The sequence below is a fragment of the Asticcacaulis sp. genome, from assembly GCF_047605585.1.
Lineage (GTDB): Bacteria > Pseudomonadota > Alphaproteobacteria > Caulobacterales > Caulobacteraceae > Asticcacaulis.
Map to the genome: position 1 here is coordinate 15,426 of NZ_JASGFK010000001.1, position 23,177 is coordinate 38,602.

Sequence of the window (23,177 nt, forward strand, 5' to 3'; positions counted from 1 at the left end):
CTTTCCGGCATCGGCATAATAACCTTACGGCGGGGCGCGTAGAGTGCGATAATGAATTGTTGAAAAACGACAAGAAATCAAGGCGTTGACGTTTCGTCCGCTCACCGGATACCGAAGGAGTCACCATGGCCACCACCGGACCCTCGCAAACCACTCAGGATAAAGGCGCCACCAAGGTCAGGAAGGGCTCAGCCGCACGTGTCAAAACGCAGAACGATACGGACAAGGCTCACAATCCGGCCACACTACAGGACAGCCGCGACCGCGATGAAGGCGAGCCCTTCCACGCCGCTGATGACCGTTCGCAGGTCTCAGGGCGCCGTTGGCGCGAAGAGGGTGATCGCAGACACTATGACGACAACCGCGCCGATCGTGAGCCCTACGAACTAAACGACCGGCAGAACTGCTGGCAGGCCAATCTACGGGTCGATAATCGCGGCGATGATCGCCGGCGTGATGACCGAAGCTACAACAGCAACTGGCGTGACCACCGGTGGCGTGAAACGGCCTATGCCAGCGAAAGCCATCCATGGCGCGAGAATGACGACTGGCGCAACGAACAGCGCAACGGCAGCGAATATGATCGCGACCGCGGCTCTTACGGCAATTCGCGCTTCCGCGACGACGATTACGGTTACCACACCTCGCGTCATGACGACCGCGATTACAGCCGGGATGATAGTAACGTCGACCCCCGCCAGCCACGTGCCTATGCCGCAACTTCGGAACGCGACTACGAGGATCGCAATCCTTCACGCGAATGGACGCGCGACCGCGATCATTCGGGACGCGGCCGCCACCGCTGAATACCAGTTTACGGGCGGATACCCGCTCGTCTTTCCGGGAGGCGTAACATGCATGTCAAGGATATCATGAGTACCGAATTCCACCTCGCCACGCCGCAGACAACGGTGCGCGACGCGGCACAGATGATGCGCGACGGCGATTACGGTTATCTGCCCATTGGCGACCATGTCAAACTGAAGGGGGCGGTGACCGATCGCGACCTGGTGGTGCGCGCCCTGGCCGCCGGCATGGGACCGGATACACCGCTCAGCGAGGTCATGTCGGAAACCATCATCTACTGCTTTGAAGAGGATGATCTGCGCGAGGCCGGCGACCTGATGAAGCGCGAGCAGATCCGCCGCCTAGCCGTGCTCAACGATCACAAACGGATGGTCGGCATTATCACCCTGGGCGATATCGCCCGCGCCGATGAGCAAAGGCTGGCCGGGGAAATCGAGCTTCAGGTGGCCCAGATCTAGCCTATCAGCACGGTCAGAAAACCCGCATTGACTTTTCGGGCGAAAAGCCGACACCTACGCGCTTATCACACCAAAGCAAGGGAGCGATGTGATGGCGAAGGTGACCGGCCTGTCAGGCAATGAAATCTACTGCATGGCCCTGAAAGGCTATCGTTCAGGCGAACTGGTGGTAGGCAACAGCGTCAATTCCATGGGCTTTCTGGGGTCTCTCGGCGCCGGTCTGAACAATATCCTTGGCGGTGAAATCCCGCAGGTGACCCAGGCCATCCAGGATGGCCGCATGCACGCCTTCGCCCGCATGGCCAAGGAAGCCCAGACCCACGGCGCCACGGGCGTGGCCGGCGTTTCGGGCGATCTGCGCGGCCTGTCAGGTAATACCGAGTTCCTGTTCGTCGGCTCCTGCGTTTTCAAGGAAAACAGCGGCCCCTTCTTCACCACCGCCGGCAATGCGCAAGAACTGTGGTGCCACATGGATGCCGGCTATACGCCGATCCAGCACGTCTTCGGCAATATCGCCTATTCCATGGGCATAGGCGGCGGCTTTATCGGCGCGCTCAAGCAGCTGGGCCGCGGCGAAATCTCCGAATATTCCGACGTCTTTAACAAGACCCGCCACAAGGCGCTGGAGCGCATTACTTCAGCGGCGCGGGCTGATGGTGCCAATGCCGTGCTCGGCATCCGCACCACCATCCTGCCGTGGATGGGTACGCACGAAATGGTCATGACCGGTACGGCCATGTCGCATCCGGCGCTCGGCAGCGGCGAGGTCGTCACCTCCGACCTGACCGGCGAGGAATTGTGGTCGATGGCCAGCCTCGGCTATGCGCCAGTCAAACTGCTGATGTCGACCTCGATCTATTCGCTCGGCCTGGTGGGCGGCATCTTCTCGGCGCTTAAGGCCTTCGCCAAAGGCGAGATCAGCGAACTGACCTCGCTGGTGCACGATGCCCGCGAACACGCGCTCGACCGCCTCAAGGCCGAGGCCGACTCCATTGGCGCCGCCGAGGTGGTGGGCGTGAAGACCTATATCATCGAGATCGGCCAGGGCCTGATCGAGTTCATGGCCATCGGCACGGCGGTAAAGAAGGTCTCCGGCATGGGCACACAGACCCAGATGATGCCCGCTCAAGCCATTGTCCATGACAAGGACACCTGGATGGATTCGGATATGGGCATGTCGCTGATGCGCCCGGCGGATAATCAGGGGGCTTGATCCCGCTTCTCGACGATATCACTGCCTGTACGCTTTGTGCCCCATATCTGCCGCTGGGACCACGGCCGGTTTTGCAGGCTGGCGATCCGCGCGCCCGCATCCTGATCATCGGCCAGGCGCCAGGGCTCAAGGTGCATATGACCGGCATCCCATTCAACGATGCCTCCGGCGATCGCCTGCGTGACTGGATGGGCGTGACGCGCGAACAGTTCTACGATCCGTCACAGGCCGCCATTATGCCCATGGGCTTCTGCTATCCCGGCAAAGGCAAAAGCGGCGACCATCCCCCCCGTCCGGAATGCGCGCCTTTGTGGCACGCCCGATTGCGCGCAACCCTGCCGGATATCCGCTTCACCCTTTTGATTGGCGCCTATGCTCAAGGCTATTATCTGGGCAAGCGCCGCAAAGCCAATCTGACTGAAACCGTTCGAGCGTGGCGGGATTACATCGGCGAAGGTATCCTGCCCCTTGTCCATCCCTCACCGCGCAACCGGATATGGTTGAAGCGCAATCCCTGGTTCGAAGCCGAGGTCATACCGCACCTTAAAACCGCAATCATGACAGCGCTGACATAATTCTCGCGACAATTGCCGGGCTTCGTGGTAAGAAGTGCCCGCACAAAGACCACCTCCATGTTCGACCGTACGCAGCGTTATCTCTTCGAGGATTTTATCAGGGACAGCCAGGCCGCTGGAACCGCCGAAGTCTTGTTTGCGCATCTAAAGCGATGCGTCGGGCAATATGGCTATGACCGGCTAATCTTCTCGGTGGCCTATGATCCCAGCCTGCCGGCCGATCATCACCGCCCCAATATCTTTAACCTCTATCCGGAAGACTGGCAGAAGACGTATCTGGAAAAAGGTTATGCCCGCCTGGACCCGGTGCTGCATGCCGCCGTGACGCATAGCTCGGCCTTTACCTGGGCGAACCTCGAAGCCACCTCCAGCTACAGTCCCGCCCAGTCACGCTTAATGAACGAGGCGATCGATGCCGGCCTGAACAGCGGGATCGGCGTACCGATGCGGGCTCTGCGGGCCATTGGCGGCCTGGGCCTTGCCTCAACCCTCGCCCATGACAGCGCGGAAGCCCATCTCGGGCTGATCAACGCCCTATGTACGCAATTCTACCTCTCCTATCGACGGCTTCATGCGCCGCCGCCGCCCGCCGTCTTGCTCTCCGCCAAGGAACGCGAGGTACTCACCTGGGTGGCTGCCGGCAAGACGGATGACGAGGTCGGTGCCATTCTCGGCATCAGCCGCAATACGGTCGATACCCACATGCGCCATATCTTCCGCAAGCTGGACGCCACCAATCGCGTGACCGCCGTGGTGACCGGATTGACACATGGCCATATCTCTCCGTAACGCCATACCGAATTTACGCGACCCGTTCGCAAGTCCATGTTAAAAACGGTCTGCTTTCCGAGATGTCCGCCATGTTTGACCGTGACCTGCATTACCAGTTCGAAGACTTTGTGACCGACACCCGCCAGGCGCGCGCCGATGAGGACCTGTTTCGCCTGCTGAAAAAAGCCGTGGCCCAGCAGGGTTATGATCGTATCAGCCTGTGGGTGATCGACGATCCCGACCTGCCGCAACGCGTACATGGCCGGGGCGTGTTGCACAACTTCCCGGAAGAGCTGCGCGGCTATTACAAGGAAAACAACTGCGATTCCTATGATCCGGTCATGCAGGCCCTGCGCATGCAGACGGGCAGCCTGGATTGGGAAGCCCATGAGGCGCACTCCAATTACCGCCCCCTCCAGACCCGGTTATATAATGTAGCGCGCGAAGGCGGTCTGAACCACGGGGTCTCAACCCCCATATGGGGCCGCAACGGCCTGATGGCCAGCCTGGGCCTGGCCGCGTCTGAAAAACATGACGCCACACATGCTGATCTTGACATGATCGGCGCGCTGACCGCCCAATTCTATCTGAGCTATAAACGTCTGAATGCCCGGCCGGCTTCGCCTTGCACGCCGCCGGCGGGGATCACGCCGAAGGAAGCCGAGATTCTGAGCTGGGTGGCCGCAGGCAAGACGGACGCGGAAATCGCGACCATACTGGGCATCAGCCGCAATACGGTCGATACCCACATGCGCCATGTCTTTGCCAAGCTGGAGACGCACAGCCGCGTTACCGCCGTGGTCAAGGCCATTGCCGAAGGCATTATCCACCCCTGATTTGCAAAATTTTGCAGGAACCGCGTTTTCCTCACGAATTTTCGTGATGGCGCGCAATGAGGTGATATGATTGGCTGACCAAGTGCAGGTGGCGTTTGGAGAGTGTCATGGCGACCAGGATCAGAGCGGAAACGGAACGGCCGCGCGAACTATCCACCTATGACCAGACCTGCATGGAAATCCTGGAGCGGCTCGACGCGCTGAAAGGCCTTGCGCTGAAAACCGGCGATCAGGAACTGGTGGACGGCCTGGGCTATGTCTTCGAAGCCTTCATCACCCGCTATTGCGATTCAAAACACGCCGAGCTGAATACGCAACTGCGCCGGCATTTCCTGCCACCGAAGACCTATATGAATTAACGCCATTAATGAGGCACCGCTCCGAATCGGGGCTTGCACCGGGGGGCGCGGGGGGCCAGAATTGTCCGCACATTGGGAGGCAAACCTATGTGCGGACAATTTGAGGCCGCCCTCTATCTTAATTTCCTGAAAAACACGCTGCACCTGCCGGACGCGCCGGATCAGATGGAGTTCGGGCATCCCTCAAAAGTAGTGCCTACGGGCGGCGCGCCCATCGTGATTGAAAGTCCTGAAAGCGGAAGGCTGGAAATCATTCCGGCGCGTTTCGGCTTGATCCCTCACTGGTATTCCGGTTCGCTGAAAGACTGGAAGGCCACCACCTTCAATGCCCGGCTGGATACGGTGGCGGAAAAGCGTGTGTTCCAGGGCGCGTGGAAATATCGCCATGCGCTCGTACCGGCCGATTGCTTTTACGAATGGTCAGGCGAACGGAATACGCGCCGCAAATGGCGCATTACCCGCGCCGATAACCAGCCGCTGGCCTTTGCCGGCCTGTGGGACTGCGCCAGCCTGGCCGAAGGGGAAATCTGGAGCTTCAGTCTGCTGACACACGAAGCCGGCCACGATATGGCGCCCATCCACGACCGCGAACCGGTTATCCTCGCTCCGGAACAGTGGGATAACTGGCTACGGCGCAGACCGGTCGATCTGGCGGCGCACATACCGCTCAGGCTCTTGGCGGAAACGCCCGCAACCCCTGTTCAGGGGATGCTGTTCTGATCACATCTCTCCGAAGAATTCGCGCTGGGAACGCTCCAGTTCCTCGACATAACGGCGGTTGACGTATTTTTCCGTCAGCAGGCCCAACAGCTTGTGGTTCTCATCCACCACGGCCAGGTCATCGACGCCGAAATGCTCGAAGACACGCATGATGGCCGAAATGTCCATATCCGGCCGCACATAGACCTCGGTCTGGCGCGCCAGTTCGCGTAACGGCGTCAGGGTTTCCTGGGTCTCGATCCACACCTCGGCGGTCAGGACAATGCCGCGATAATCACCCACGCCGTCGACCAGCAGGACGCGCGAGGTCGAGCCCAGCGGCACCTGTTCGCGCATGGCCGCCACGCTGGTATCGTCCGGCAGGGTTGTATGGTTCTTGCGCATCAGGGTCTGGGCCGTCAGGGCCTTTACCCAGCCGATGTCGCGGGCATTGCGCACGGTCTCGCCGCGCAGGTGCAGGCGCCAGGTCGAGAAAGAATAGCCAAAACGCTCGCGGATAATGGCGCTCGAACAAAGCGCCGCCGTCACCACCGCCGCCGTCAGGTTGAAGTCGTGCGTCACCTCCAGCACCATCAGTGACATGGTCATCGGCCCACCGACCACGGCCACGGCCAGCGCCGCCATGCCGACCAGCGAGGCGTTGAGGATATCAAGATCGGCGGCGGGATAGATCTGGTTGACAATCTGAGCGAAGGCCGCGCCGAGCAGCGATCCCAGGAACAGGGAGGCGAAGAACAGACCGCCGCGAAAACCGAAGGCCAGGGAAATGACCGAGGCACACAGTTTCAGGGCGAAGACGCCCAGCAGGGTCACCACCGCTGCCTGCTGCGCCATATAGAGATGCATGGCGCCGTGCCCTGATGACAGGGCCTGCGGCGCCGCCCAGGCCACGGGCATAAGGAACAGGCCGCCAATCATCGGCCGCCAGATATCGCCGATCGGCAGCTTGCGCACTACCGCCTCGACACTCGCCACCAGCCGGATGATGGCGATGCCGACACCGGCGCACATCACCCCCAGCACGGCATAGAGCAGATAGCCGCTGATCTCGATGGACTGCCCTGCGGTCGAGGCAATGACAAAGGGCTCGATATTCATTAGCTGCGCCGCCAGCACCGCCATCAGCGAAGCCGCCGCTACCGGGGCCAGGGCCGCCACCGTATAGCCGCCCAGCACCAGCTCGAAGGCATAGAAGGCACCCGCCAGAGGCGCACCGAACGCAGCACCAATCGCCGATCCCGCCCCAGCCCCGACCAGGGTGCGCAAGGAGACCCGCTTGAGATCGAGCCACTGGCCAATCTTGGAGGCAATCCCCCCACCCAGCTGGGCATAGGCCGCTTCCAGCCCGACCGAGGCGCCGAAGCCATTGGACAGGAAGGTCTGGAACGAGACGATCAGGCTGTCGCGCAGGGGAATACGCCCGCCATAGAGCGCATTGGCCTCGACCACGTCGATCGGCTGGCGGGTGCGACGCGGAAAGATGAAACGCACCAACCCCAGTGCGGCACCGCCGAGCGGCAGGGCGATCAGGTGCCAGGGCTGGATGGCCGGCAAGGCACTAAGTCGCAGATCGGGCGAGAAGCCATACAGCAACGCCTGAAGCGCGTGCGCAAAGTGGCCGAGCAAGGCCGCCATGACGCCAGCGATCAGTCCGACACCGGACGCCAGGACGATGAACCACACCTCCGAGCCTTGCAGATGGCGCTTGATCAGGGCCACACCCCGCAGGACCGGTCGCTTGACGACCTTTCCCAGAATGTAATCACTCAAGTGCGCGTTCGGCAGTGACATGGCGCCAGACGGAGGTTTACGAACAAGATCTCACCCTAAGCCGGCAACATGACCTTGTGAAGACAAATCGTGCTTTCAGATCAATATGATGCGCATTTACTTGTCTTCCACGAACATCTCGCGAATCCCCTGCGTCCAGGGCAGGCAGAGCGCGAAGGCTGCACTCAGCAGACCCACCGGCAACCAGACAGCCGCATGGCCCCAGTGCAGGGTCGCTATCGCCCCCAGCAAGGCGCCGCCGATGAAACAGACACACAGGCACAGGAAAAACAGCGATTCCCGCCGGCTTTCGCGCCCCTTGCCATAGACCAGCCAGGCAATGGTGGCACTGGCGAAATGGCGCAGATTGGCGCTGGTCGTGACCGAGGTATAGGCGAATTCGTTCAGGCGGGTGAACGCCGTGGCCTGAAGCGCCGCCACGAAAGCAATCCCCGTCACCACCAGCATATTGGGCACGCTTTTCGGCAGGAAGGCCACCACAATGAGGAAAGCGATCTCCAGCCCCAGCGAAAAGCGCGCCGGTGACGGCAACAGGGCGCGCAACGGTTTTTCCTTGAGCACCTGCGCCACAGCCACACCGCAGATATAGGCAATGATCGGCGCCGCGAACGGCAGGCTGCCCGCTATTTCGCCCTTCGCCAGTCGCACGACGAGCAGGACAATATTACCCGTCATGGCGTTGGCGAAGACGCCGTCATAGCCGACATAGGTAAAGGCATCGAGCATCCCGGCCGCCATGATCAGCAGCGCCGCCACCGGCAAGGTGCGTTCGGGCTTCTTACCGAGAAGCAGATGGGTGAAATCGACCGTCATTCGCCCTTGTAAAACCAGATAATATCAGGCCGCAAGCAGGATATGCGCCGCCTTTTTGGCGATGTCGAATACCGACGGGTCCTGCTGCATCTGGGCGGTCAGGGCCGCGCCCTGGAACAGCAGCCCGATCTGGCGGCCGGTGTCCTGCGGATTCCGGCACCCCGCCTGTTCGCACAGCGCGATAAACCGGCCTTCGACATAGGTCGAGGCCGCCCGTCCGCGCGCGGCGATGCCTTCATGCTTACCGATATATTCCTGCCCGGCCTTCATGGCGAGGCACCCCCGGCAAGACGTCTCCATCATCTCTCGTCGGACATCGAACAGCGCCAGAATCTGTTCGCCCGGATCGTCGCTACGCGCCAGGGCCGGCCGGAAGAGAAAGGTATCCGTATCCTCGCCGTACTGGTCCAGCACCGCCTCGATCAGGTCTTCCTTGCTGGGGAAGTATTTGTAGAGGGTGCGCTTGGAAATGCCGCTGTTGGCCATGACCGTATCGATGCCGGTGGCATGGAAGCCGCCATCATAAAAGGCATCATAGGCCTGGGCGATGATCTCCTGTTTCTTGGTGGGCGTGGCAGTGTCGGCCATGGCGAAATCTCCTTGAAAAATTTTCTATCATGTCCGCTTGACAATGTAAACCGATCTGTTTACCTATAGCGATGTAAACAGATCGGTTTACATATTTAAGGTACCTCACGTTTATCCAAAAAGTGGCAATCCACTTTTTGGCGCGAGGTTCAATCAGCCGCCTGAACCGACGGCTTTTTCAAAAGGAAGTTCGTCATGTCCTATTCCAACCAAGTTGTCCTCGTTTCCGGCGCAAACCGCGGCATCGGCGCCGCCACCGTCCGCGAACTGCTCAAGACCGATGTAAAGAAGATCTATGCCGGCGCCCGCCGCCTTGAATCCCTGCCCGACTTCGGCGATGCCCGCGTCGTGCCGCTGCAACTCGACATCACCGACCAGGCCTCGGTCGACGCCGCCGTCAAGGCCGCCCGCGATACCGATATCCTGCTCAATAATGCTGGTACCGCCGTCTTCGCCAACTTTATCGAAAGCCCGATCGAACTGATCAATGGCGACATGAACACCAACTATTATGGCACCCTGCGCGTCATCCGCGCCTTTACGCCGGTGTTCGAAGCCCGCAAATCCGGCACTATCGCCAATGTGGTTAGCGTGGTAGGCCTGACCTCGGCGCCGGGCCTGGCCGGTTATTCCGCCTCAAAGGCCGCGCTGCAATCCCTGACCCAGACCCTGCGCGTGACGCTGAAAGAGTCAGGCATCAAGGTGCTCGGCATCTATCCCGGCCCGATCGATACCGACCTCGCCAAGGATATCCCGATGGTCAAGGCCACGCCGGAACACGCCGCCGAGCAGATTGTTAAGGGCATCGCCGCCAACGAGACCTACATCTTCCCCGATCCGGTGGCGCTGCATATCGGCAACCTCTGGGCCACGGATGGCAAGACACTCGATACGGCACTGGCTGGCGAGGGCTAAAGCAACAAAGGCCGGGAGCAATCCCGGCCTTTCCTTTGTCTAAAAGAACACCGGCGACGGACGATCCGTATCCATCTCTCGGCTGACCTGGAGCAGGTCACGCGCATCGCCGTGCAGCCGCATTGCCGTCAGGATTCCGCTATAATAGACGCCGGTATCGATCCCGATCCGCCAGCGCGTATTGGCCGGCACCTTGTGCGGCGAATGGCCGTGGACCACGACATATTCGCATGATTGATCCGCCCGCAGGAAGCGCCCGCGGATATACATGAAGGTGGCGCCGTCCTGCTCCGCCAGGGGGCGATCGGGATCGACGCCGGCATGGACAAACAAATAGTCATCCGCCTGGAAGGATGACGGCATGGCGCGCAGCATCTCCAGATGCGCCGGATCGGCCTTTTCAGCAAACCGGCGGCTGACCTCTTCCCAGATTTCCGCCGACCGTGCCATATAGGGCATGGCCACGCCGTAGGAATCGAGGGTCGCCGCACCGCCCCAGTCGCGCCACGTGTCGCCGAATTCCGGTTCATCCAGGAAGCGCAGCAGGGCCTCTTCGTGATTGCCCATCAGCGCCACCACATCGCACCAGGGCGCATGCTGCAACCGGCGCACCCGCTCCAGCACCTGCCGCGACGCCGGTCCGCGATCGACATAATCGCCCAGAAGCACAATACGCGGACGCTCACCCAATAGTTTCGCATCGACCTGGATTCGGTCGATCATCCGCTCGAACAGGTCGTCATAGCCATGGATATCGCCGATGGCGTAGGTCAGTTGTGCGATGCGGGAGGTCATGTCTGGTATATAGGCCGTGCCAGCGTCATTTTCAAAGCAGAGTTTCGGGCGCCTGGGAAATGCTCAAAAGTAGCAACGTTGCTGCGTGCATATAACACCACAACCAAACCAAGTTCCTGAATTCAAAGCTTTATTTTTTAAAAATTGCGCGTATGCCTAGAGGGAAACAATCCGGGGCGAGGCAAATGGACACAAAGGTATTTCTCGACAGGCGCGGAGTCTGGGCTTTCGGACTGGGCTGCATATGCGTGACCGCCGGCGTATTGCTGCACCTGCCGATGTTCTGGATGGGCAAGGACATGGGCTTTGCCCTGGCCGGCATGCCGATGGACCCCGGCATGATCTTCGGCATGTTCCTGATCATCGCCGGCATCGCCATCGCTGCCTATGGCCTGCTGCCGAAGGGCGTCGATGCGCAGGTCAGGTCCGCCGCCCGTATCGCCGTGGCCGCCCCGGAAGACGCCAGGTTAGGCCCGGCGCATGCCCTGCTGATGCTGGTACTGGTCGTGGCCCTGATCATCGACGTCATGAAACCCGCCTCGCTCGGCTTCGTCATGCCCGGCCTGATCAAGGAATACGGCGTCACCAAGGCTCAGGCCTCGGGCGTACCCTTCTTCGCCCTGATCGGCACGGTCACTGGCTCCATCCTTTGGGGCATCATCGCCGATATCTACGGTCGCAAGGCGTCGATCCTGCTGTCTGCCGTGGTCTTTGTCGGCACCTCCATTTGCGGCGCCATGCCGTCGCTGCTGTGGAACGAGATCATGTGCTTCCTGATGGGCGCCGGCGCTGGCGGCATGCTGCCCGTGACTTACGCCCTGCTGGCCGAAACCATGCCCTCACGCCATCGCGGCTGGGCATTGGTGCTGGTCGGCGGGCTCGGCGCGGTTGGCGGCTATTTCGCGGCATCAGGCTTTTCCTGGCTGCTGGTCCCAACCTTTTCCTGGCGCATCCTTTGGCTGATCAACCTGCCGACCGGCCTGATACTGATCCTGATGGGAGGGCTTATTCCCGAATCCGCGAAATTCCTGCTGTCGCGCGGTCGCGATGCCGAAGCCCACAAGATCATGGCGCGCTTCGGCACGGTCAGCCACAGGCTGGCCACCAATGAGGAAGACACCGACGATACCTTCGCGCATCATCACGCCAAGCACGATGGCAGCGAACCGAAACTGTGGACGCCCGGCCTGATCGGCAAGACGGCGGCCCTGACCATCGCGGCGCTGGCCTGGGGCCTGATCAATTTCGGCCTCTTGCTATGGCTGCCCAATGACCTGGTGGCCAAGGGCTATTCCATGGCGGTATCGTCGAAGCTGCTCGCGGAATCGTCGCTGATCGCCTTCCCGACCGTATTTCTATGTACCTGGATCTACAGCCAGTGGAGCACCAAATGGGCTTTCACTACCATGGTCACCATTACGCTTGCCGGACTGATCTGGGTGCTGCTGCTGGAAACCGGTAAGGGCGGCAGCCCGGTCCTGCCGATCGCCTTGCTGATCATCGGCTCCAACGGCATCCTGGCCATCCTCCTGCCCTATGCCTCGGAAAGCTATCCGCTGAAGATCCGCGGCCGCGCCACCGGCTGGATCGCCGCCTGCACCAAGGGCGGAGGGGTGCTGGCCCAGACGCTCAGCATCACCGCCCTGGTGCCGCCGCTGGGCATCGCCGCCGGCATGATCATCGTGCCGATCGTGGCGACGCTCGGCCTGTTTATCAAGTACGGCACCGAAACGCGCGGTCTCGACCTGAGGCAACTGGAGCGCTCGCAAAAGTAGGTGGCGCGACTCCCCGGCTTGTATTAACGTAATTCAAAATAAGAATTACATTTGGGGAGAGATATGCGTCTCAATATGAAGGCGGTCGTGATCGCCAGTTTGGCTGGGCTTCTGTTCGGCTTCGATACCGCCGTGATTTCCGGTGTCACCCACGCCCTGCGCGATGTCTACCAGCTCGATGACCAGGGCCTGGGCCTCGCGGTTTCGGTCGCGCTGTGGGGCACCTTCTTCGGCGCCCTTTTCATGGGCCGGCTGGGCGACGCCATTGGCGGACGCGATGCGCTGCGGGTCATCGGCCTGATGTATATCCTCGCCTCGCTGGGCTGTGCGCTATCGCCTTCTCTGCCACTGTTTGTCGTTTCGCGCTTTGTCGTCGGGCTGGCGATCGGTGGCTCATCTGTGTTGGCACCGGTCTATATTTCCGAAATCGTGCCGGCTGAGCGACGCGGTGCGCTGGTCGGGCTGTTCCAGTTCAATATCGTTTTCGGCATCCTTCTGGCTTATTTGAGCAACTATCTCGTCGGGCAGATGATTGCTGACGCGTCAGTCTGGCGCTGGAAACTCGGCCTGGCCGCTCTGCCCGCGACTGTCTTCTTCCTGCTACTGTTCACCATCGGCCAGAGCGCACGCTGGTTGGCGGCCAAGGGACGAATCGATGAGGCCGTAAAAAGCCTGACTCAGTTAGGCATTCCCGATCCGGCCGCCACCATCGCAGACTTCCAGAAATCGGATGTCGGCCAGGGCAAACTGAGCTGGACTAAACACAAAAAGCCGATCCTGTTCGCCCTGCTGCTGGCCCTGTTCAACCAGTTCACCGGCATAAATGCCATCCTCTATTATCTCAACGATATCTTTGCCGCCGCCGGGTTCAGCGCGGTTTCGGCCGACCTGCAAAGCGTGGCCGTGGGCGGCGCTAATCTTGCCGCCACCCTGCTCGGCATGGCGCTGATCGATCGCTTCGGCCGCAAGAAGCTGCTGACCCTGGGGGCCATCGGCATGGTCATCGCCCTTGCTGGCGTAACAGTCATCATGGCCACCGGCCAGGGACAGGGCTTCCTGCTCGCCCTGCTGATCCTGTTCATCGTCTCATTCGCGGCCTCGCAAGGCGCGGTGATCTGGGTCTATCTGGCGGAAATCTTCCCGACTCCGGTGCGGGCGCGCGGCCAATCTCTCGGCAGCGCTACTCACTGGATCGTCAACGCCATCATCTCGGCCGTCTTCCCGCTGGTCGCTGCCCATACCAAAGCCTTGCCTTTCGCGGTCTTCGCGGCCGTGACCCTGATCCAGTTCATCGTGGTGTCGAAATTCTTCCCCGAAACCAAAGGGGTCGAGTTGGAGGATATGGAAAAGGCGCTCTGACGGCTTGCCAGTCCGGCGCTTTGGCTCGACAATGCGGCAACTCAAGGAGCCGTTATGTCTGATACCTCTCTCGATGCCTTTGTCGCCGGTCTGCCAAAAGCCGAACTGCACCTGCATATCGAGGGGTCTCTGGAGCCGGAGCTGATGTTCGCGCTGGCCAGGCGTAACGGCATCGACCTGCCCTACCCATCGGTCGAAGCTCTTCGTGCCGCCTATGATTTCTCCAACCTGCAGGACTTCCTCGATATCTATTATCAGGGCGCCAATGTCCTGCGCACCGAGCAAGACTTCTACGATCTCGCCATGGCCTATTTCCAGAGGGCGGCCGCCGATAATGTCCGCCACGCCGAGATATTCTTCGATCCGCAGACCCATACGGATCGCGGCGTTCCCTATGCCTATGTTATCGAGGGCCTGAGCCGCGCGGCAAAGGACGCCGAGGCGCTGGGGCTGTCGGTTTCGCTGATCCACAGCTTCCTGCGCCATCTGTCCGAAGAAGCGGCGTTCGAAAGCCTGGCCATGGCCATGCCATACCGCGATAAGATCATCGGCGTCGGGCTCGATTCCTCCGAAGTCGGCCATCCGCCGTCGAAATTCACCAATGTCTTTGCCAAGGCGAAGAAACTAGGGTTGAAGCTCTGCGCCCATGCCGGCGAGGAAGGCCCGCCGGCCTATGTCTATGAGGCGCTGGACGTGCTGCATATCGACCGCATCGACCATGGCAACCGTTCGCTGGAAGACCCGGTGCTGGTCAGCCATATCGTCCGCGAAGGCCTGACCCTGACGGTCTGTCCGCTTTCCAATCACAAACTCTGCGTGGTCAAGGACCTCACTGACCATCCGATCCCCGACATGCTGCAAAAAGGCCTGCGCGCCACGATCAATTCCGACGACCCGGCCTATTTTGGCGGCTATGTGAACGACAACTTCCTCAGCCTGACCCGCCGCGGCCTGATCGACCGCGCGGATTGCCTGACCCTGGCGCGCAATTCGATCAATGGCGCCTTCCTACCCGATGACCGTAAGGCCAGTCTAATCGCTGAAATAGAGGCGTTCGCGGCGGAAGACTGAAGGCGTGGCTTCCGCCACCGCCGGCAAATCGACAGGAAGTTCGGCCGGCGGCTCCGCTGGCGCCTCCTCAAAGACCGGCCCGCGCGGCAGCGGGGAATGACGCCGGCGCGGTACCGCTTTCGCCGGCGTCGTGAACAACGTGCCTAAAGCCGCGCTTAAGGTCACAACCAGGCCCCCGCCGGCCAGCAGGCAGAGCGCCAGGCGCAGACTGCCCGGATCGCGGTTTTGATGATAGAGCCCGCACAACACCACAAAACTGACCAGCCAGGCGATCAGACCGCCGCGCACCGGATATGCGGGCGCGATCCGCCGCGCCAGCAGGGAGGTAAACAAATAGAGCCCCTGCAGATAGAGGTGCAGCCCGATCACAAAGGCCGAGGCCCGCCAGGCATTGGCCCAGTAAAGCCCCCAGTCGCCATTCATGAAGTTCTGCGTCATAAAGGCGGCATCGGCGAGACTATTGTCCAGGGTCTCGCGCATACCAGCACCAAAGGCGTGGATATCGACATAGCTTGCCGAAGAGACGGGCAACAGAAATTTCACCGCCAGCAGCAGGGCAATCGCCAACTGCCACTCGACCAGTCTTTCACCCAGCCAGAGGATAAAACGCCTGAGGGTCATGAAACCGTGCCTGGAAATACCGGGCCAGTATAGGCGCTAAGGCTTTCAAACACCATAACGGTAATGACCGGTGATTTCATAGCTCAGAAGCTCGTTATCCTGACGGGTGCCGAACCCCTTGTTCTGGATCACCATCAGGTTGCCGCTGCCGAACCAGGCGCGCACGTCGCTGACAATGGCGATATGGGGTCGCGTGATCGGCCGGGTCGTCAGGATGTCGCCGGGCCGGTAATCGGCGGGATTATGCGTGATCGGCAGGCTCTTGCCAAAGCGGCTGAAAAACACCCGCAGATTGGGCACGCGGCGATGATCGATATTCGGATCGGGCGCCTTCAATCCCCATAGATCGGGATAGAGATGGAAATTGGCGGTCATGTCTTCATGCACCAGCTTCTGCAGATCGATACCGATGCCGCGATAGGCGCGAATGACCACATCGGCGCACACGCCCCTATCCGGCGGCACATCGCCGCCCGGATAGGGCAGAACGGCATATTTGGCGTCATAATGCACGAAATGCCGTGTCTGGGCGTGCGCCGCCGCCAACAGCTCCGCCGCCTTTCCCGCCAAGCTCATTCGCTGGGCCGGCAACCGCCCAGGCCCACTAAAGGCAGGCCAGCCAGAAAAGCCCGGCGGTCCATGATCAGTGCGTCGCGTCTTCCATGCCCTTGCCGACGGCGGTGATATCCTTGCCGACACCCTGGATGGTGTGACAGGCAGACAGCACGGGCAGCAGGGCGATAACGGCGACCAGAACGAGACGTTTCATGATGGAATCCTCAGATTGAATAGCTTGCGAGCCTGACTCGCAATTGCGGCAAATTTACGGGAAATATGTCCGTCTGCAAGCCCCTCGCAAACAGGCAAAAGGCCCGCAACGCCAGCGTCACGAGCCTTTTTTAACATGTCTTGCGGCGATCAGTTGCTGGCGGCGCTTTCCATGCCCTTGCCGACAGCCGTCACGTCCTTGCCAGCGCCCTGAATGGTATGGCAGGCAGCCAGGATCGGCAGAACGGCAATAACGGTAAACAATGCGATGCGCTTCATGTCAGGTGTCCTTCTCAGGTTTTGGCTCATATTGAGTGGCCTCAGACGCCACGCAGGATCAGAATTGAGTTTTGCGCATAAGGATTCAATGAGTGCGGGTTATGGATAAAATCATGGCGGCATCGGGTAACCGTGGCGCCTCGCGCCGTAACAGCGTATGAGCGCGCGTATGAAAGATCCGATTGTCATTATCGGCGCCGGCCCCGCAGGGCTTATGGCTGCCGAAATCTTAAGCGCCGCCGGAAAGCGCGTCGAGATTTACGACCGTATGCCGAGCGTGGCGCGCAAGTTCCTGATGGCCGGGCGCGGCGGCCTGAACCTGACGCATTCCGAACCGTTCGATCGCTTCGCCACCCGCTACGGCAAACGCGCGCCCCTGCTGAAGGCGGCTCTGGAAGCCTTTACGCCGAAAGACCTGCGGACCTGGGCCGATGGGCTGGGCGCCGAGACCTTTGTGGGCACCTCAGGGCGGGTATTTCCGAAGGCCATGAAAGCCTCACCCTTGCTGCGTGCCTGGCTGAAACGGCTGGAGGCGCAGGGCGTGGTTCTGCACACCCGGCATGAGTGGCGCGGATGGCAAACAGGCGCCCTACAGTTCAATGACGATGTATACGTAAAACCCGCTGCGACGATCCTGGCGCTTGGCGGCGCCAGCTGGCCAAAGCTCGGCGGCGATGGCAGCTGGGCGGATATTCTGGCGGACAAGGGGGTTGAGATCGCGCCTTTCCAGCCAGCCAATGTCGGATTCCAGACCGTATGGAGCGCGCATTTCGCCGATAAATTCGCCGGTGAGCCACTGAAGAATATTGCCGTCAAATTTGCCGGCCGTGAGGTGAAAGGCGAACTGATGCTGACTCGCGCCGGCCTCGAAGGCGGCGCCATCTATGCCATCAGCGCAGCCCTGCGTGACGCCATAAGCAAGGATGGCCACGCCGATCTGGTCATCGACCTGCGGCCGGACCTCTCGTCCGATCAGGCGATCAACAAGCTGAAACGCGCTTCGCCTAAGGATTCCTTGAGCAACCGCCTGCGCAAGGCGCTCAACCTGTCGCCGGCCGCCATTGCTCTGGTGCATGAAAAGCCGGGCGCCGACTTCAAGACCGTGACCGTGCGTCTGAGCGGTGCGCAAGGACTGGACCGCGCCATTTCCTCCGCCGGCGGCATTCGCTTCGATGCCCTGACGTCGGATTTCGAACTGAAGGCCCTGCCGGGAGTCTATGCCATCGGCGAGATGCTTGACTGGGAAGCCCCGACCGGCGGTTATCTGCTGCAGGGCTGTTTTTCGACGGCGGTCGCGGCCGCGCAGGCGATATCAGGCCGGTAAGAGTCTCTCCACCGACGCACGGGCGCTTGACATTGTTTCGTGTCCGTCGAAACTTACAGCCTCAGTTTTCGGGGGGATCTATGCTGTCGCGTCGCTCATTACTGGCCTCGGTCGCGGCTACCGGTCTGTCTGCGGGCCTGCCGCGCCTGGCCTTCGCGCAAACCGGCGGTTTCAGCCAGTATGTCGATCCGATGATCGGCACGGGTGGCCATGGCCATGTCTATCCCGGCGCCAGCGTGCCCTTCGGCATGATCCAGTTGTCGCCCGATACCGATAATGCCCGCTGGGACGCCTGTTCGGGCTATTATTACGACGACAAGACCCTGCTCGGCTTCTCGCATACCCACCTCTCCGGCACCGGCGCCTCGGACATGCTCGACCTGCTGGTCGTACCCGCCATCGGAGAGGTACGTATCAAGCCTGGCACCCTGGCCGATCCGGAAGGCAGCTACCGCACGCGGATGAGCCATGATCAGGAACAGTCGCGCCCCGGCTATTACAGCCTCGTCCTGCCTGAAACCGGCATCCGCGCCGAACTGACCGCCTCGGCGCGCGCCGGCCTGCACCGTTATACCTTTCCGGCAGGCCAGGATGCCCACCTGCTGATCGACTGGGCGCACGGTTTCCGCAGTTACAACGGCACGCCGACGCGGATCATCGCCTCGTCGATCGAACTGCGTGACCAGCAGATACTGGTCGGCGCGCGTCAGGTCCGGCAGTGGGCGCAGGGCCGCTACATCCACTTCGCCATGAAACTTTCCCAGCCGGCCGACTCGATGACCTTCTACAAGGATGACACCGAGATTACCGGCGCCACCACCTATGAAGGCCAGTCCCTGAAGGTGGCCCTGCACTTCGGACAGGGGCTGAAGGGACCGCTGCTGGCCAAGGTGGGGCTGTCGGCGGTCGATATCGCCGGAGCGCTGAAAAACCTGGAGGAGGACGGACTCGGCTTCGATTTCGAGGCCATGTCGAGCCAGGCGGCGGCACAGTGGGATACGCACCTCTCGCCCATAGAGATCACCACGACCGATAACGGCCAGCGCGCCACCTTCTACACCGCCCTCTATCATGCGCAACTGGCCCCGACCCTGTTCTGCGACGCCGACGGGCGCTATCGCGGCATGGACAAGCAGATCCACCAGCTGGAGCCGGGCAAGACCAATTACAGCACCTACAGCCTGTGGGACACCTACCGCGCCCTGCATCCGCTCCTCACCCTCATCGCGCCGGATCGCGCCGCTGCCTTCGCGCAGAACCTGATCGAACAGGGCGAACAAAGTCCTTCGGGCCCGGTGATCTGGCCGCTGCAGGGGATCGAGACCTTCTGCATGATCGGCTGGCATTCGGCCGTGGTCATCGGCGAGGCGGTTCACAAGGGCCTGCCGGTCGATGCCAAACGCGCCTGGGCGCTTTATCGTCAGCTGGCCTTTTCCCGCAATACGCCCGGCCTGAACGCCTATCGCGGCTTCGGCTACATCCCCTGCGACCTGGAAGGCGAGTCCGTCTCCAAGACGCTGGAATATGCCTATGACGACTGGGCCATGTCGCATATCGCCCAGGCCGCCGGCGACTATATGAACGCCGCCATCCTGCGCGAACGCTCACGCAACTACCGCAACGTGTTCGATGCGAAGACGCAGTTTTGCCGCCCGCGTCTGATCAATGGCCAGTGGGCCCTGCCCTTCGATCCGCGCAGCATGGGCCACGATTCCAAGCGCTGGTGGGACTACACCGAAAGCAACAGCTGGCAGGCTACCTTCCTGAACCAGCACGACCTCTATGGCCATATCGGCCTGTTTGGCGGCGACGCGCGCTTCGAAGCCAAGCTCGACGCCCTGTTCAATGCGCCGTCCGACCTGCCGCCCGATGCGCCGCCCGATATGACGGGTATGATCGGGCAATATGTCCATGGCAACGAACCCAGCCACCATATCGCCTATCTCTATGCCTATTGCGGCGCCCATTGGAAAACCCAGGCCCGTATCCGCGACATCCTCAAGACCCAGTATCGCGCCGCCCATGACGGCATGGCGGGCAATGAGGACTGCGGCCAGATGAGCGCCTGGTATATCCTCTCGGCGCTCGGTTTCTATCCGGTCGATCCGGTCGGCGCGATCTATGTTTTCGGCTCGCCCCTCTTCCCGCAGGCGCGCATCCACCTGCCGCAAGGTCGCACCCTTACCATCCGCGCCGAGGGGACGGAGACAAAGCCCTATATCGACCATGTGACCTGGAACGGCCGCGCCAGCCTGAAGTCTTGGATAAGCCATGCCGACCTGATGCAGGGCGGTGAGCTGGTGTTCGTGATGTCCGATACACCCAATCCGGCCTTCGGAGGCGATATCACCGACCGGCCGCCGTCCTTTCAGTTCAGCTGACGGGCCAGTCTAGCTTTCAGACCGGCAAATCGAATGCGCCCGTTTGCTTGACCCTTGTGTGACAGAGGTGTTACCCCTGCCGCATGTGGTTGGATGACGCCAGAAAAGTTCAAACATTCGAAGCCGTTGATCGTCAGGTCTTCGAGCACGACATCCTGCCCTTGCAGAGGCCGGCCATCCTGTGCGGCGCGGCGCGCCACTGGCCGGCGGTCGCGGTCGCGGCAAAGGGGCCGGAAGCCCTGTGCGACTATTTCAAGGCCTATGCCAATGACCAGAAGGTCATGCTTCAATCGGCCAGACCGGAAATTGCCGGCCGTTACAGCTTCAGTGACGATCTGCGCGGTCTCAATCATCAGCAGCGTCAGCTTCCCTTTGCCACCATTGCCGATCTCATCCTGCGCGACCGTGACGATGTGTCCTCCCCTACCCACTATGCCGGCGGAGTGCCTGTTCAGCACATCATGCCGGGCGTGCTGGCCGATAACAGCCTCGACCTGATGCCGCCGGAAAAGCCGAAGCAGATTTCGCTGTGGATCGGCAACCGGACGCGCACAGCCGCGCACTGGGACCTGCCGCAGAATCTCGCCTGCGTTATCGCCGGGAAGCGCCGGTTTACCCTGTTCCCGATCGATCAGATCGACAATCTCTATATCACGCCGCTCGATCTCACCCTGGCGGGGCAGCCAACGAGTCTTGTCGATTTTTACAATCCCGATTTCGACGCCTTTCCGAAATTTCACGAGGCGATGCCACATGCCGAGGTCGCCGATCTGGAACCGGGAGACGTGCTTTACCTGCCCAGCCTGTGGTTCCATCATGTGGAATCCCTGGAAAATTTCGGCGCCATGATCAATTTCTGGTGGCGCGAAGGCCCGGCATCCCTTTATCGCCATACACCGCTGACCACGCTCATGCATGGCCTGCTGACCCTGCGCGACTTGCCACTGGAAGAGCGCCTTCGCTGGCGCACCCTGTTCGACCACTACCTCTTCCAGCCAGACGGCGAGGCCATGGCCCATATCCCGGACCACGCCCGTGGTCTCTTCGGTGCCCTGACGACGGAAAATGAGCAAAGGCTCAAGGCCTACCTGGCGCAAACCCTGAACCGCTAAGGCTTTACCGCGCAGTCCTTCTATTGAGGCGCGCAGAGAATCCCCTTACATCTGTAGGAATAGTGCCGCATGAAAGAGTTCCGTTGATCGCACCGCCCCATCCGCTTGTTCTGAAGGGCCGTCAGGCGTTCCAGGCCGGTGATACGGCCGGCGCCCTCAGCCTTTGCGGCATGCGGCTGAACGAAGCGCCCGATGACGGTCATGCGCTGGAACTGAAGGCCGTCATCCAGTCTGCCCGCCGCGATTATCGTGCCGCCGAAGCCACCATGCGGCAAGCCATCGCCTTTGATCCGACCAGTGACTGGGCGCTTAACGATCTGACGCAACTGCTCCATTCCCTGGGCCAGAAGGAACCGGCCGAAACCGCCGCGCGAGCCGCCATCGTCGCCCGGCCGGACGATCCGCAGGCCCATTTGCAGCTCGCCGTCATACTGGGGGAAAAGGACGACCTGCCGGCCGCAGAATATCATAACCGCCGCGCGCTCGAACTGGCCGGTCCGCACCCGCAGATCCTCGTTAACCTCGGCCTGACCCTCTATAATCAGGGGCGCATCGACGAAGCCCTGCCGGCCTTCCTGGAGGCGAACCGCCTGCAGCCGGAGACGGCGCAGGTCATGGCGCATATCTCACGCGCCTTCGAGGCCATGCGCGACATGACCGAAGCCCTGGTCTGGCTGGAGCGTGCCGAAAAAATTGGCAAGCGCACCGGTGAGGACTTCACCCTGCTGCGCGCTCTCTACCTGCGCCAGGCCGACCAGCCGCAGCAGGCGCTGGACCTGATCGACCGCTCCAGCGACAAACCCGGCCCGCCGGCCCAGCTGGAACGCGCCGTTCTGCTGGACAAGCTGGGCCGTCATGACGAGGCCATGCAGGGCTTTGTCACCGCCAAGGCGCGGCTGGCCCAGGATATGGGCATGCGTTATGACGCCGCCAAGGTGACGGCCGAGTTCGAGGCGCTGAAGACCACTTTTACTGCCCGGACCTTTGCTCGCCTGCCGAAGGCCACCGTGCGTCACGATACGCCGCAGCCGGTCTTTATCCTTGGCTTTCCACGCTCCGGCACCACCATGATCGAGCAGATGCTCAGTTCGCACCCCGATGTCAGCGCTGGCGGCGAGCTGCCCTTTGTGCACGAATGGCAAAAGCTGGTGAGCAATCTGCTACCGGGAGAACAGCCTTTCCCGCAGCGTATCTTCCAGACCGAGGCCGCCGACTTTCACCATATCCCCGGCCTGATGCGCGACTATTATCTCGGCCGCGCCGAAACCTACGGCCTGATGCGCGAAAACCGGCCCCTCTTTACCGACAAGATGCCGCTGAACGACATCCACCTGCCGCTGATCCGGCTGGCCTTTCCGCAGGCGACGATCATCCGTATGATCCGCCATCCGCTCGATGTCACTCTGTCCATGCTCTCGCACAACCTGACGCACGGCTATAATGCCGGCTATCGGCTGGAAACCATCATTGCCCACATGGTGGCCATGCACGACCTAACCCAGCACTATAACGCAGCGCTTGGCCACCCGACGCTCGACCTGAAATATGAGGACTTCGTCACTGACCAGAAAGGCCATACTCTGCGTGTGCTTGGCCATGCCGGTCTGGGTTTCCATGAGGCGACCCTGCGCTTCCATGCCAATCCGCGCCACGCACCAACCCCTTCCTACGCCCAGGTCTCGAAGCCACTCAATGATCGTTCGATTGGCCGCTGGAAGCCCTATGCGCGCCATTTCGCCCCCTACATGGACCGTATCGGACCTGTCATCGAGGCGCTCGGTTACGATGCCATCCCATAAAAAACAGGCTCCGGTTTGCACCGGAGCCTGTTCAGGGAATGCCGCCT

The 23,177-nt window shown here is 61.2% G+C and carries 24 protein-coding genes; 16 read left to right on the plus strand and 8 right to left on the minus strand.

What is annotated here, in order from left to right:
- Positions 1-125: 125 nt before the first annotated feature.
- From QM647_RS00105 to QM647_RS00140, 8 genes are all read left to right on the plus strand, one after another.
- Positions 126-806 (plus strand): hypothetical protein, encoded by a 681-nt coding sequence (locus tag QM647_RS00105; RefSeq protein WP_414993433.1) that lies wholly within the window; start codon positions 126-128, stop codon positions 804-806.
- Positions 807-872: 66 nt separating this feature from the next.
- Entirely contained in the window at positions 873-1,265 is a 393-nt protein-coding gene (locus QM647_RS00110) for a CBS domain-containing protein (protein WP_414993434.1), read from the plus strand.
- Positions 1,266-1,356: 91 nt separating this feature from the next.
- Positions 1,357-2,478: a heavy metal-binding domain-containing protein gene (locus QM647_RS00115; RefSeq protein WP_414993435.1), complete on the plus strand. Its 1,122-nt coding sequence runs from the start codon at positions 1,357-1,359 to the stop codon at positions 2,476-2,478.
- Entirely contained in the window at positions 2,475-3,053 is a 579-nt protein-coding gene (locus QM647_RS00120; protein ID WP_414993436.1) for a uracil-DNA glycosylase family protein, read from the plus strand. The genes QM647_RS00115 and QM647_RS00120 overlap by 4 nt, the downstream gene beginning before the upstream one ends.
- Positions 3,054-3,110: 57 nt before the next feature.
- Positions 3,111-3,842, plus strand: coding sequence for a LuxR family transcriptional regulator (locus QM647_RS00125; RefSeq protein ID WP_414993437.1), 732 nt, complete (start codon positions 3,111-3,113; stop codon positions 3,840-3,842).
- Between the two features lie 71 nt (positions 3,843-3,913).
- A complete protein-coding gene (locus tag QM647_RS00130) occupies positions 3,914-4,660 on the plus strand; it encodes a helix-turn-helix transcriptional regulator (RefSeq protein WP_414993438.1) in 747 nt (248 codons plus the stop codon).
- Between the two features lie 107 nt (positions 4,661-4,767).
- Positions 4,768-5,019 (plus strand): hypothetical protein, encoded by a 252-nt coding sequence (locus QM647_RS00135; protein ID WP_414993439.1) that lies wholly within the window; start codon positions 4,768-4,770, stop codon positions 5,017-5,019.
- Between the two features lie 87 nt (positions 5,020-5,106).
- Entirely contained in the window at positions 5,107-5,739 is a 633-nt protein-coding gene (locus QM647_RS00140) for an SOS response-associated peptidase (protein ID WP_414993440.1), read from the plus strand.
- On the opposite strand, the gene QM647_RS00145 is transcribed toward QM647_RS00140, so the two are convergent.
- The 3 genes from QM647_RS00145 to QM647_RS00155 form a co-directional block, all read right to left on the minus strand.
- A complete protein-coding gene (locus QM647_RS00145; RefSeq protein WP_414993441.1) occupies positions 5,740-7,530 on the minus strand; it encodes a chloride channel protein in 1,791 nt (596 codons plus the stop codon).
- Between the two features lie 96 nt (positions 7,531-7,626).
- The gene (locus QM647_RS00150; protein WP_414993442.1) at positions 7,627-8,343 is read right to left on the minus strand and encodes a YoaK family protein; all 717 of its coding nucleotides are present in this window, start codon (positions 8,341-8,343) and stop codon (positions 7,627-7,629) included.
- A 24-nt stretch (positions 8,344-8,367) separates the two neighbouring features.
- The gene (locus tag QM647_RS00155) at positions 8,368-8,931 is read right to left on the minus strand and encodes a TetR/AcrR family transcriptional regulator (RefSeq protein WP_414993443.1); all 564 of its coding nucleotides are present in this window, start codon (positions 8,929-8,931) and stop codon (positions 8,368-8,370) included.
- A gap of 195 nt (positions 8,932-9,126) precedes the next feature.
- Here QM647_RS00155 and QM647_RS00160 point away from each other — a divergent pair, with 195 nt between their 5' ends.
- Complete coding sequence (locus QM647_RS00160; protein WP_414993444.1) at positions 9,127-9,846, plus strand: SDR family NAD(P)-dependent oxidoreductase; 720 nt, start codon at positions 9,127-9,129, stop codon at positions 9,844-9,846.
- Between the two features lie 39 nt (positions 9,847-9,885).
- Here the strand turns inward: QM647_RS00160 and QM647_RS00165 are convergent, their stop codons facing one another.
- Entirely contained in the window at positions 9,886-10,641 is a 756-nt protein-coding gene (locus QM647_RS00165) for a metallophosphoesterase family protein (RefSeq protein ID WP_414993445.1), read from the minus strand.
- A gap of 185 nt (positions 10,642-10,826) precedes the next feature.
- Here QM647_RS00165 and QM647_RS00170 point away from each other — a divergent pair, with 185 nt between their 5' ends.
- From QM647_RS00170 to QM647_RS00180, 3 genes are all read left to right on the plus strand, one after another.
- Positions 10,827-12,416: an MFS transporter gene (locus QM647_RS00170; RefSeq protein ID WP_414993446.1), complete on the plus strand. Its 1,590-nt coding sequence runs from the start codon at positions 10,827-10,829 to the stop codon at positions 12,414-12,416.
- A 63-nt stretch (positions 12,417-12,479) separates the two neighbouring features.
- Positions 12,480-13,775, plus strand: coding sequence for a sugar porter family MFS transporter (locus tag QM647_RS00175; RefSeq protein WP_414993447.1), 1,296 nt, complete (start codon positions 12,480-12,482; stop codon positions 13,773-13,775).
- A gap of 54 nt (positions 13,776-13,829) precedes the next feature.
- Positions 13,830-14,846, plus strand: a complete 1,017-nt coding sequence (locus tag QM647_RS00180) for an adenosine deaminase (RefSeq protein WP_414993448.1) — start codon at positions 13,830-13,832, stop codon at positions 14,844-14,846.
- On the opposite strand, the gene QM647_RS00185 is transcribed toward QM647_RS00180, so the two are convergent.
- The 4 genes from QM647_RS00185 to QM647_RS00200 form a co-directional block, all read right to left on the minus strand.
- Complete coding sequence (locus tag QM647_RS00185) at positions 14,808-15,467, minus strand: hypothetical protein (protein WP_414993449.1); 660 nt, start codon at positions 15,465-15,467, stop codon at positions 14,808-14,810. The genes QM647_RS00180 and QM647_RS00185 overlap by 39 nt on opposite strands.
- Before the next feature lie 45 nt (positions 15,468-15,512).
- On the minus strand, positions 15,513-16,043 hold the full coding sequence (locus QM647_RS00190) for a DUF1287 domain-containing protein (protein ID WP_414993450.1): 531 nt from the start codon (positions 16,041-16,043) through the stop codon (positions 15,513-15,515).
- Between the two features lie 67 nt (positions 16,044-16,110).
- Entirely contained in the window at positions 16,111-16,236 is a 126-nt protein-coding gene (locus QM647_RS00195) for an entericidin (RefSeq protein ID WP_414993451.1), read from the minus strand.
- Between the two features lie 149 nt (positions 16,237-16,385).
- Complete coding sequence (locus tag QM647_RS00200; protein WP_414993452.1) at positions 16,386-16,514, minus strand: entericidin; 129 nt, start codon at positions 16,512-16,514, stop codon at positions 16,386-16,388.
- Positions 16,515-16,683: 169 nt separating this feature from the next.
- Between QM647_RS00200 and QM647_RS00205 the strand changes: the two genes are divergently transcribed.
- The 4 genes from QM647_RS00205 to QM647_RS00220 all read left to right on the plus strand — a co-directional run bounded on the left by QM647_RS00205 (position 16,684) and on the right by QM647_RS00220 (position 23,130).
- Positions 16,684-17,838 carry an NAD(P)/FAD-dependent oxidoreductase gene (locus QM647_RS00205; RefSeq protein WP_414993453.1) on the plus strand — a complete coding sequence of 385 codons (1,155 nt, stop codon included), beginning with the start codon at positions 16,684-16,686 and terminating at the stop codon, positions 17,836-17,838.
- A gap of 80 nt (positions 17,839-17,918) precedes the next feature.
- Positions 17,919-20,219 carry a GH92 family glycosyl hydrolase gene (locus QM647_RS00210; protein WP_414993454.1) on the plus strand — a complete coding sequence of 767 codons (2,301 nt, stop codon included), beginning with the start codon at positions 17,919-17,921 and terminating at the stop codon, positions 20,217-20,219.
- A gap of 83 nt (positions 20,220-20,302) precedes the next feature.
- Positions 20,303-21,331 carry a cupin-like domain-containing protein gene (locus QM647_RS00215; RefSeq protein WP_414993455.1) on the plus strand — a complete coding sequence of 343 codons (1,029 nt, stop codon included), beginning with the start codon at positions 20,303-20,305 and terminating at the stop codon, positions 21,329-21,331.
- Positions 21,332-21,414: 83 nt separating this feature from the next.
- Positions 21,415-23,130: a tetratricopeptide repeat-containing sulfotransferase family protein gene (locus QM647_RS00220; protein WP_414993456.1), complete on the plus strand. Its 1,716-nt coding sequence runs from the start codon at positions 21,415-21,417 to the stop codon at positions 23,128-23,130.
- Positions 23,131-23,177 lie beyond the last annotated feature (47 nt).

What these genes read in the sequence shown, in the direction of transcription:
- QM647_RS00105 (WP_414993433.1), top strand. Translation starts at nt 126, where the DNA reads ATGGCCACCACCGGACCCTCGCAAACCACTCAGGATAAAGGCGCCACC.
- QM647_RS00110 (WP_414993434.1), top strand. Translation starts at nt 873, where the DNA reads ATGAGTACCGAATTCCACCTCGCCACGCCGCAGACAACGGTGCGCGAC.
- QM647_RS00115 (WP_414993435.1), top strand. Translation starts at nt 1,357, where the DNA reads ATGGCGAAGGTGACCGGCCTGTCAGGCAATGAAATCTACTGCATGGCC.
- QM647_RS00125 (WP_414993437.1), top strand. Translation starts at nt 3,111, where the DNA reads ATGTTCGACCGTACGCAGCGTTATCTCTTCGAGGATTTTATCAGGGAC.
- QM647_RS00130 (WP_414993438.1), top strand. Translation starts at nt 3,914, where the DNA reads ATGTTTGACCGTGACCTGCATTACCAGTTCGAAGACTTTGTGACCGAC.
- QM647_RS00135 (WP_414993439.1), top strand. Translation starts at nt 4,768, where the DNA reads ATGGCGACCAGGATCAGAGCGGAAACGGAACGGCCGCGCGAACTATCC.
- QM647_RS00140 (WP_414993440.1), top strand. Translation starts at nt 5,107, where the DNA reads ATGTGCGGACAATTTGAGGCCGCCCTCTATCTTAATTTCCTGAAAAAC.
- QM647_RS00145 (WP_414993441.1), bottom strand. Translation starts at nt 7,530, where the DNA reads ATGTCACTGCCGAACGCGCACTTGAGTGATTACATTCTGGGAAAGGTC.
- QM647_RS00150 (WP_414993442.1), bottom strand. Translation starts at nt 8,343, where the DNA reads ATGACGGTCGATTTCACCCATCTGCTTCTCGGTAAGAAGCCCGAACGC.
- QM647_RS00155 (WP_414993443.1), bottom strand. Translation starts at nt 8,931, where the DNA reads ATGGCCGACACTGCCACGCCCACCAAGAAACAGGAGATCATCGCCCAG.
- QM647_RS00160 (WP_414993444.1), top strand. Translation starts at nt 9,127, where the DNA reads ATGTCCTATTCCAACCAAGTTGTCCTCGTTTCCGGCGCAAACCGCGGC.
- QM647_RS00165 (WP_414993445.1), bottom strand. Translation starts at nt 10,641, where the DNA reads ATGACCTCCCGCATCGCACAACTGACCTACGCCATCGGCGATATCCAT.
- QM647_RS00170 (WP_414993446.1), top strand. Translation starts at nt 10,827, where the DNA reads ATGGACACAAAGGTATTTCTCGACAGGCGCGGAGTCTGGGCTTTCGGA.
- QM647_RS00175 (WP_414993447.1), top strand. Translation starts at nt 12,480, where the DNA reads ATGCGTCTCAATATGAAGGCGGTCGTGATCGCCAGTTTGGCTGGGCTT.
- QM647_RS00180 (WP_414993448.1), top strand. Translation starts at nt 13,830, where the DNA reads ATGTCTGATACCTCTCTCGATGCCTTTGTCGCCGGTCTGCCAAAAGCC.
- QM647_RS00185 (WP_414993449.1), bottom strand. Translation starts at nt 15,467, where the DNA reads ATGACCCTCAGGCGTTTTATCCTCTGGCTGGGTGAAAGACTGGTCGAG.
- QM647_RS00190 (WP_414993450.1), bottom strand. Translation starts at nt 16,043, where the DNA reads ATGAGCTTGGCGGGAAAGGCGGCGGAGCTGTTGGCGGCGGCGCACGCC.
- QM647_RS00195 (WP_414993451.1), bottom strand. Translation starts at nt 16,236, where the DNA reads ATGAAACGTCTCGTTCTGGTCGCCGTTATCGCCCTGCTGCCCGTGCTG.
- QM647_RS00200 (WP_414993452.1), bottom strand. Translation starts at nt 16,514, where the DNA reads ATGAAGCGCATCGCATTGTTTACCGTTATTGCCGTTCTGCCGATCCTG.
- QM647_RS00205 (WP_414993453.1), top strand. Translation starts at nt 16,684, where the DNA reads ATGAAAGATCCGATTGTCATTATCGGCGCCGGCCCCGCAGGGCTTATG.
- QM647_RS00210 (WP_414993454.1), top strand. Translation starts at nt 17,919, where the DNA reads ATGCTGTCGCGTCGCTCATTACTGGCCTCGGTCGCGGCTACCGGTCTG.
- QM647_RS00215 (WP_414993455.1), top strand. Translation starts at nt 20,303, where the DNA reads ATGTGGTTGGATGACGCCAGAAAAGTTCAAACATTCGAAGCCGTTGAT.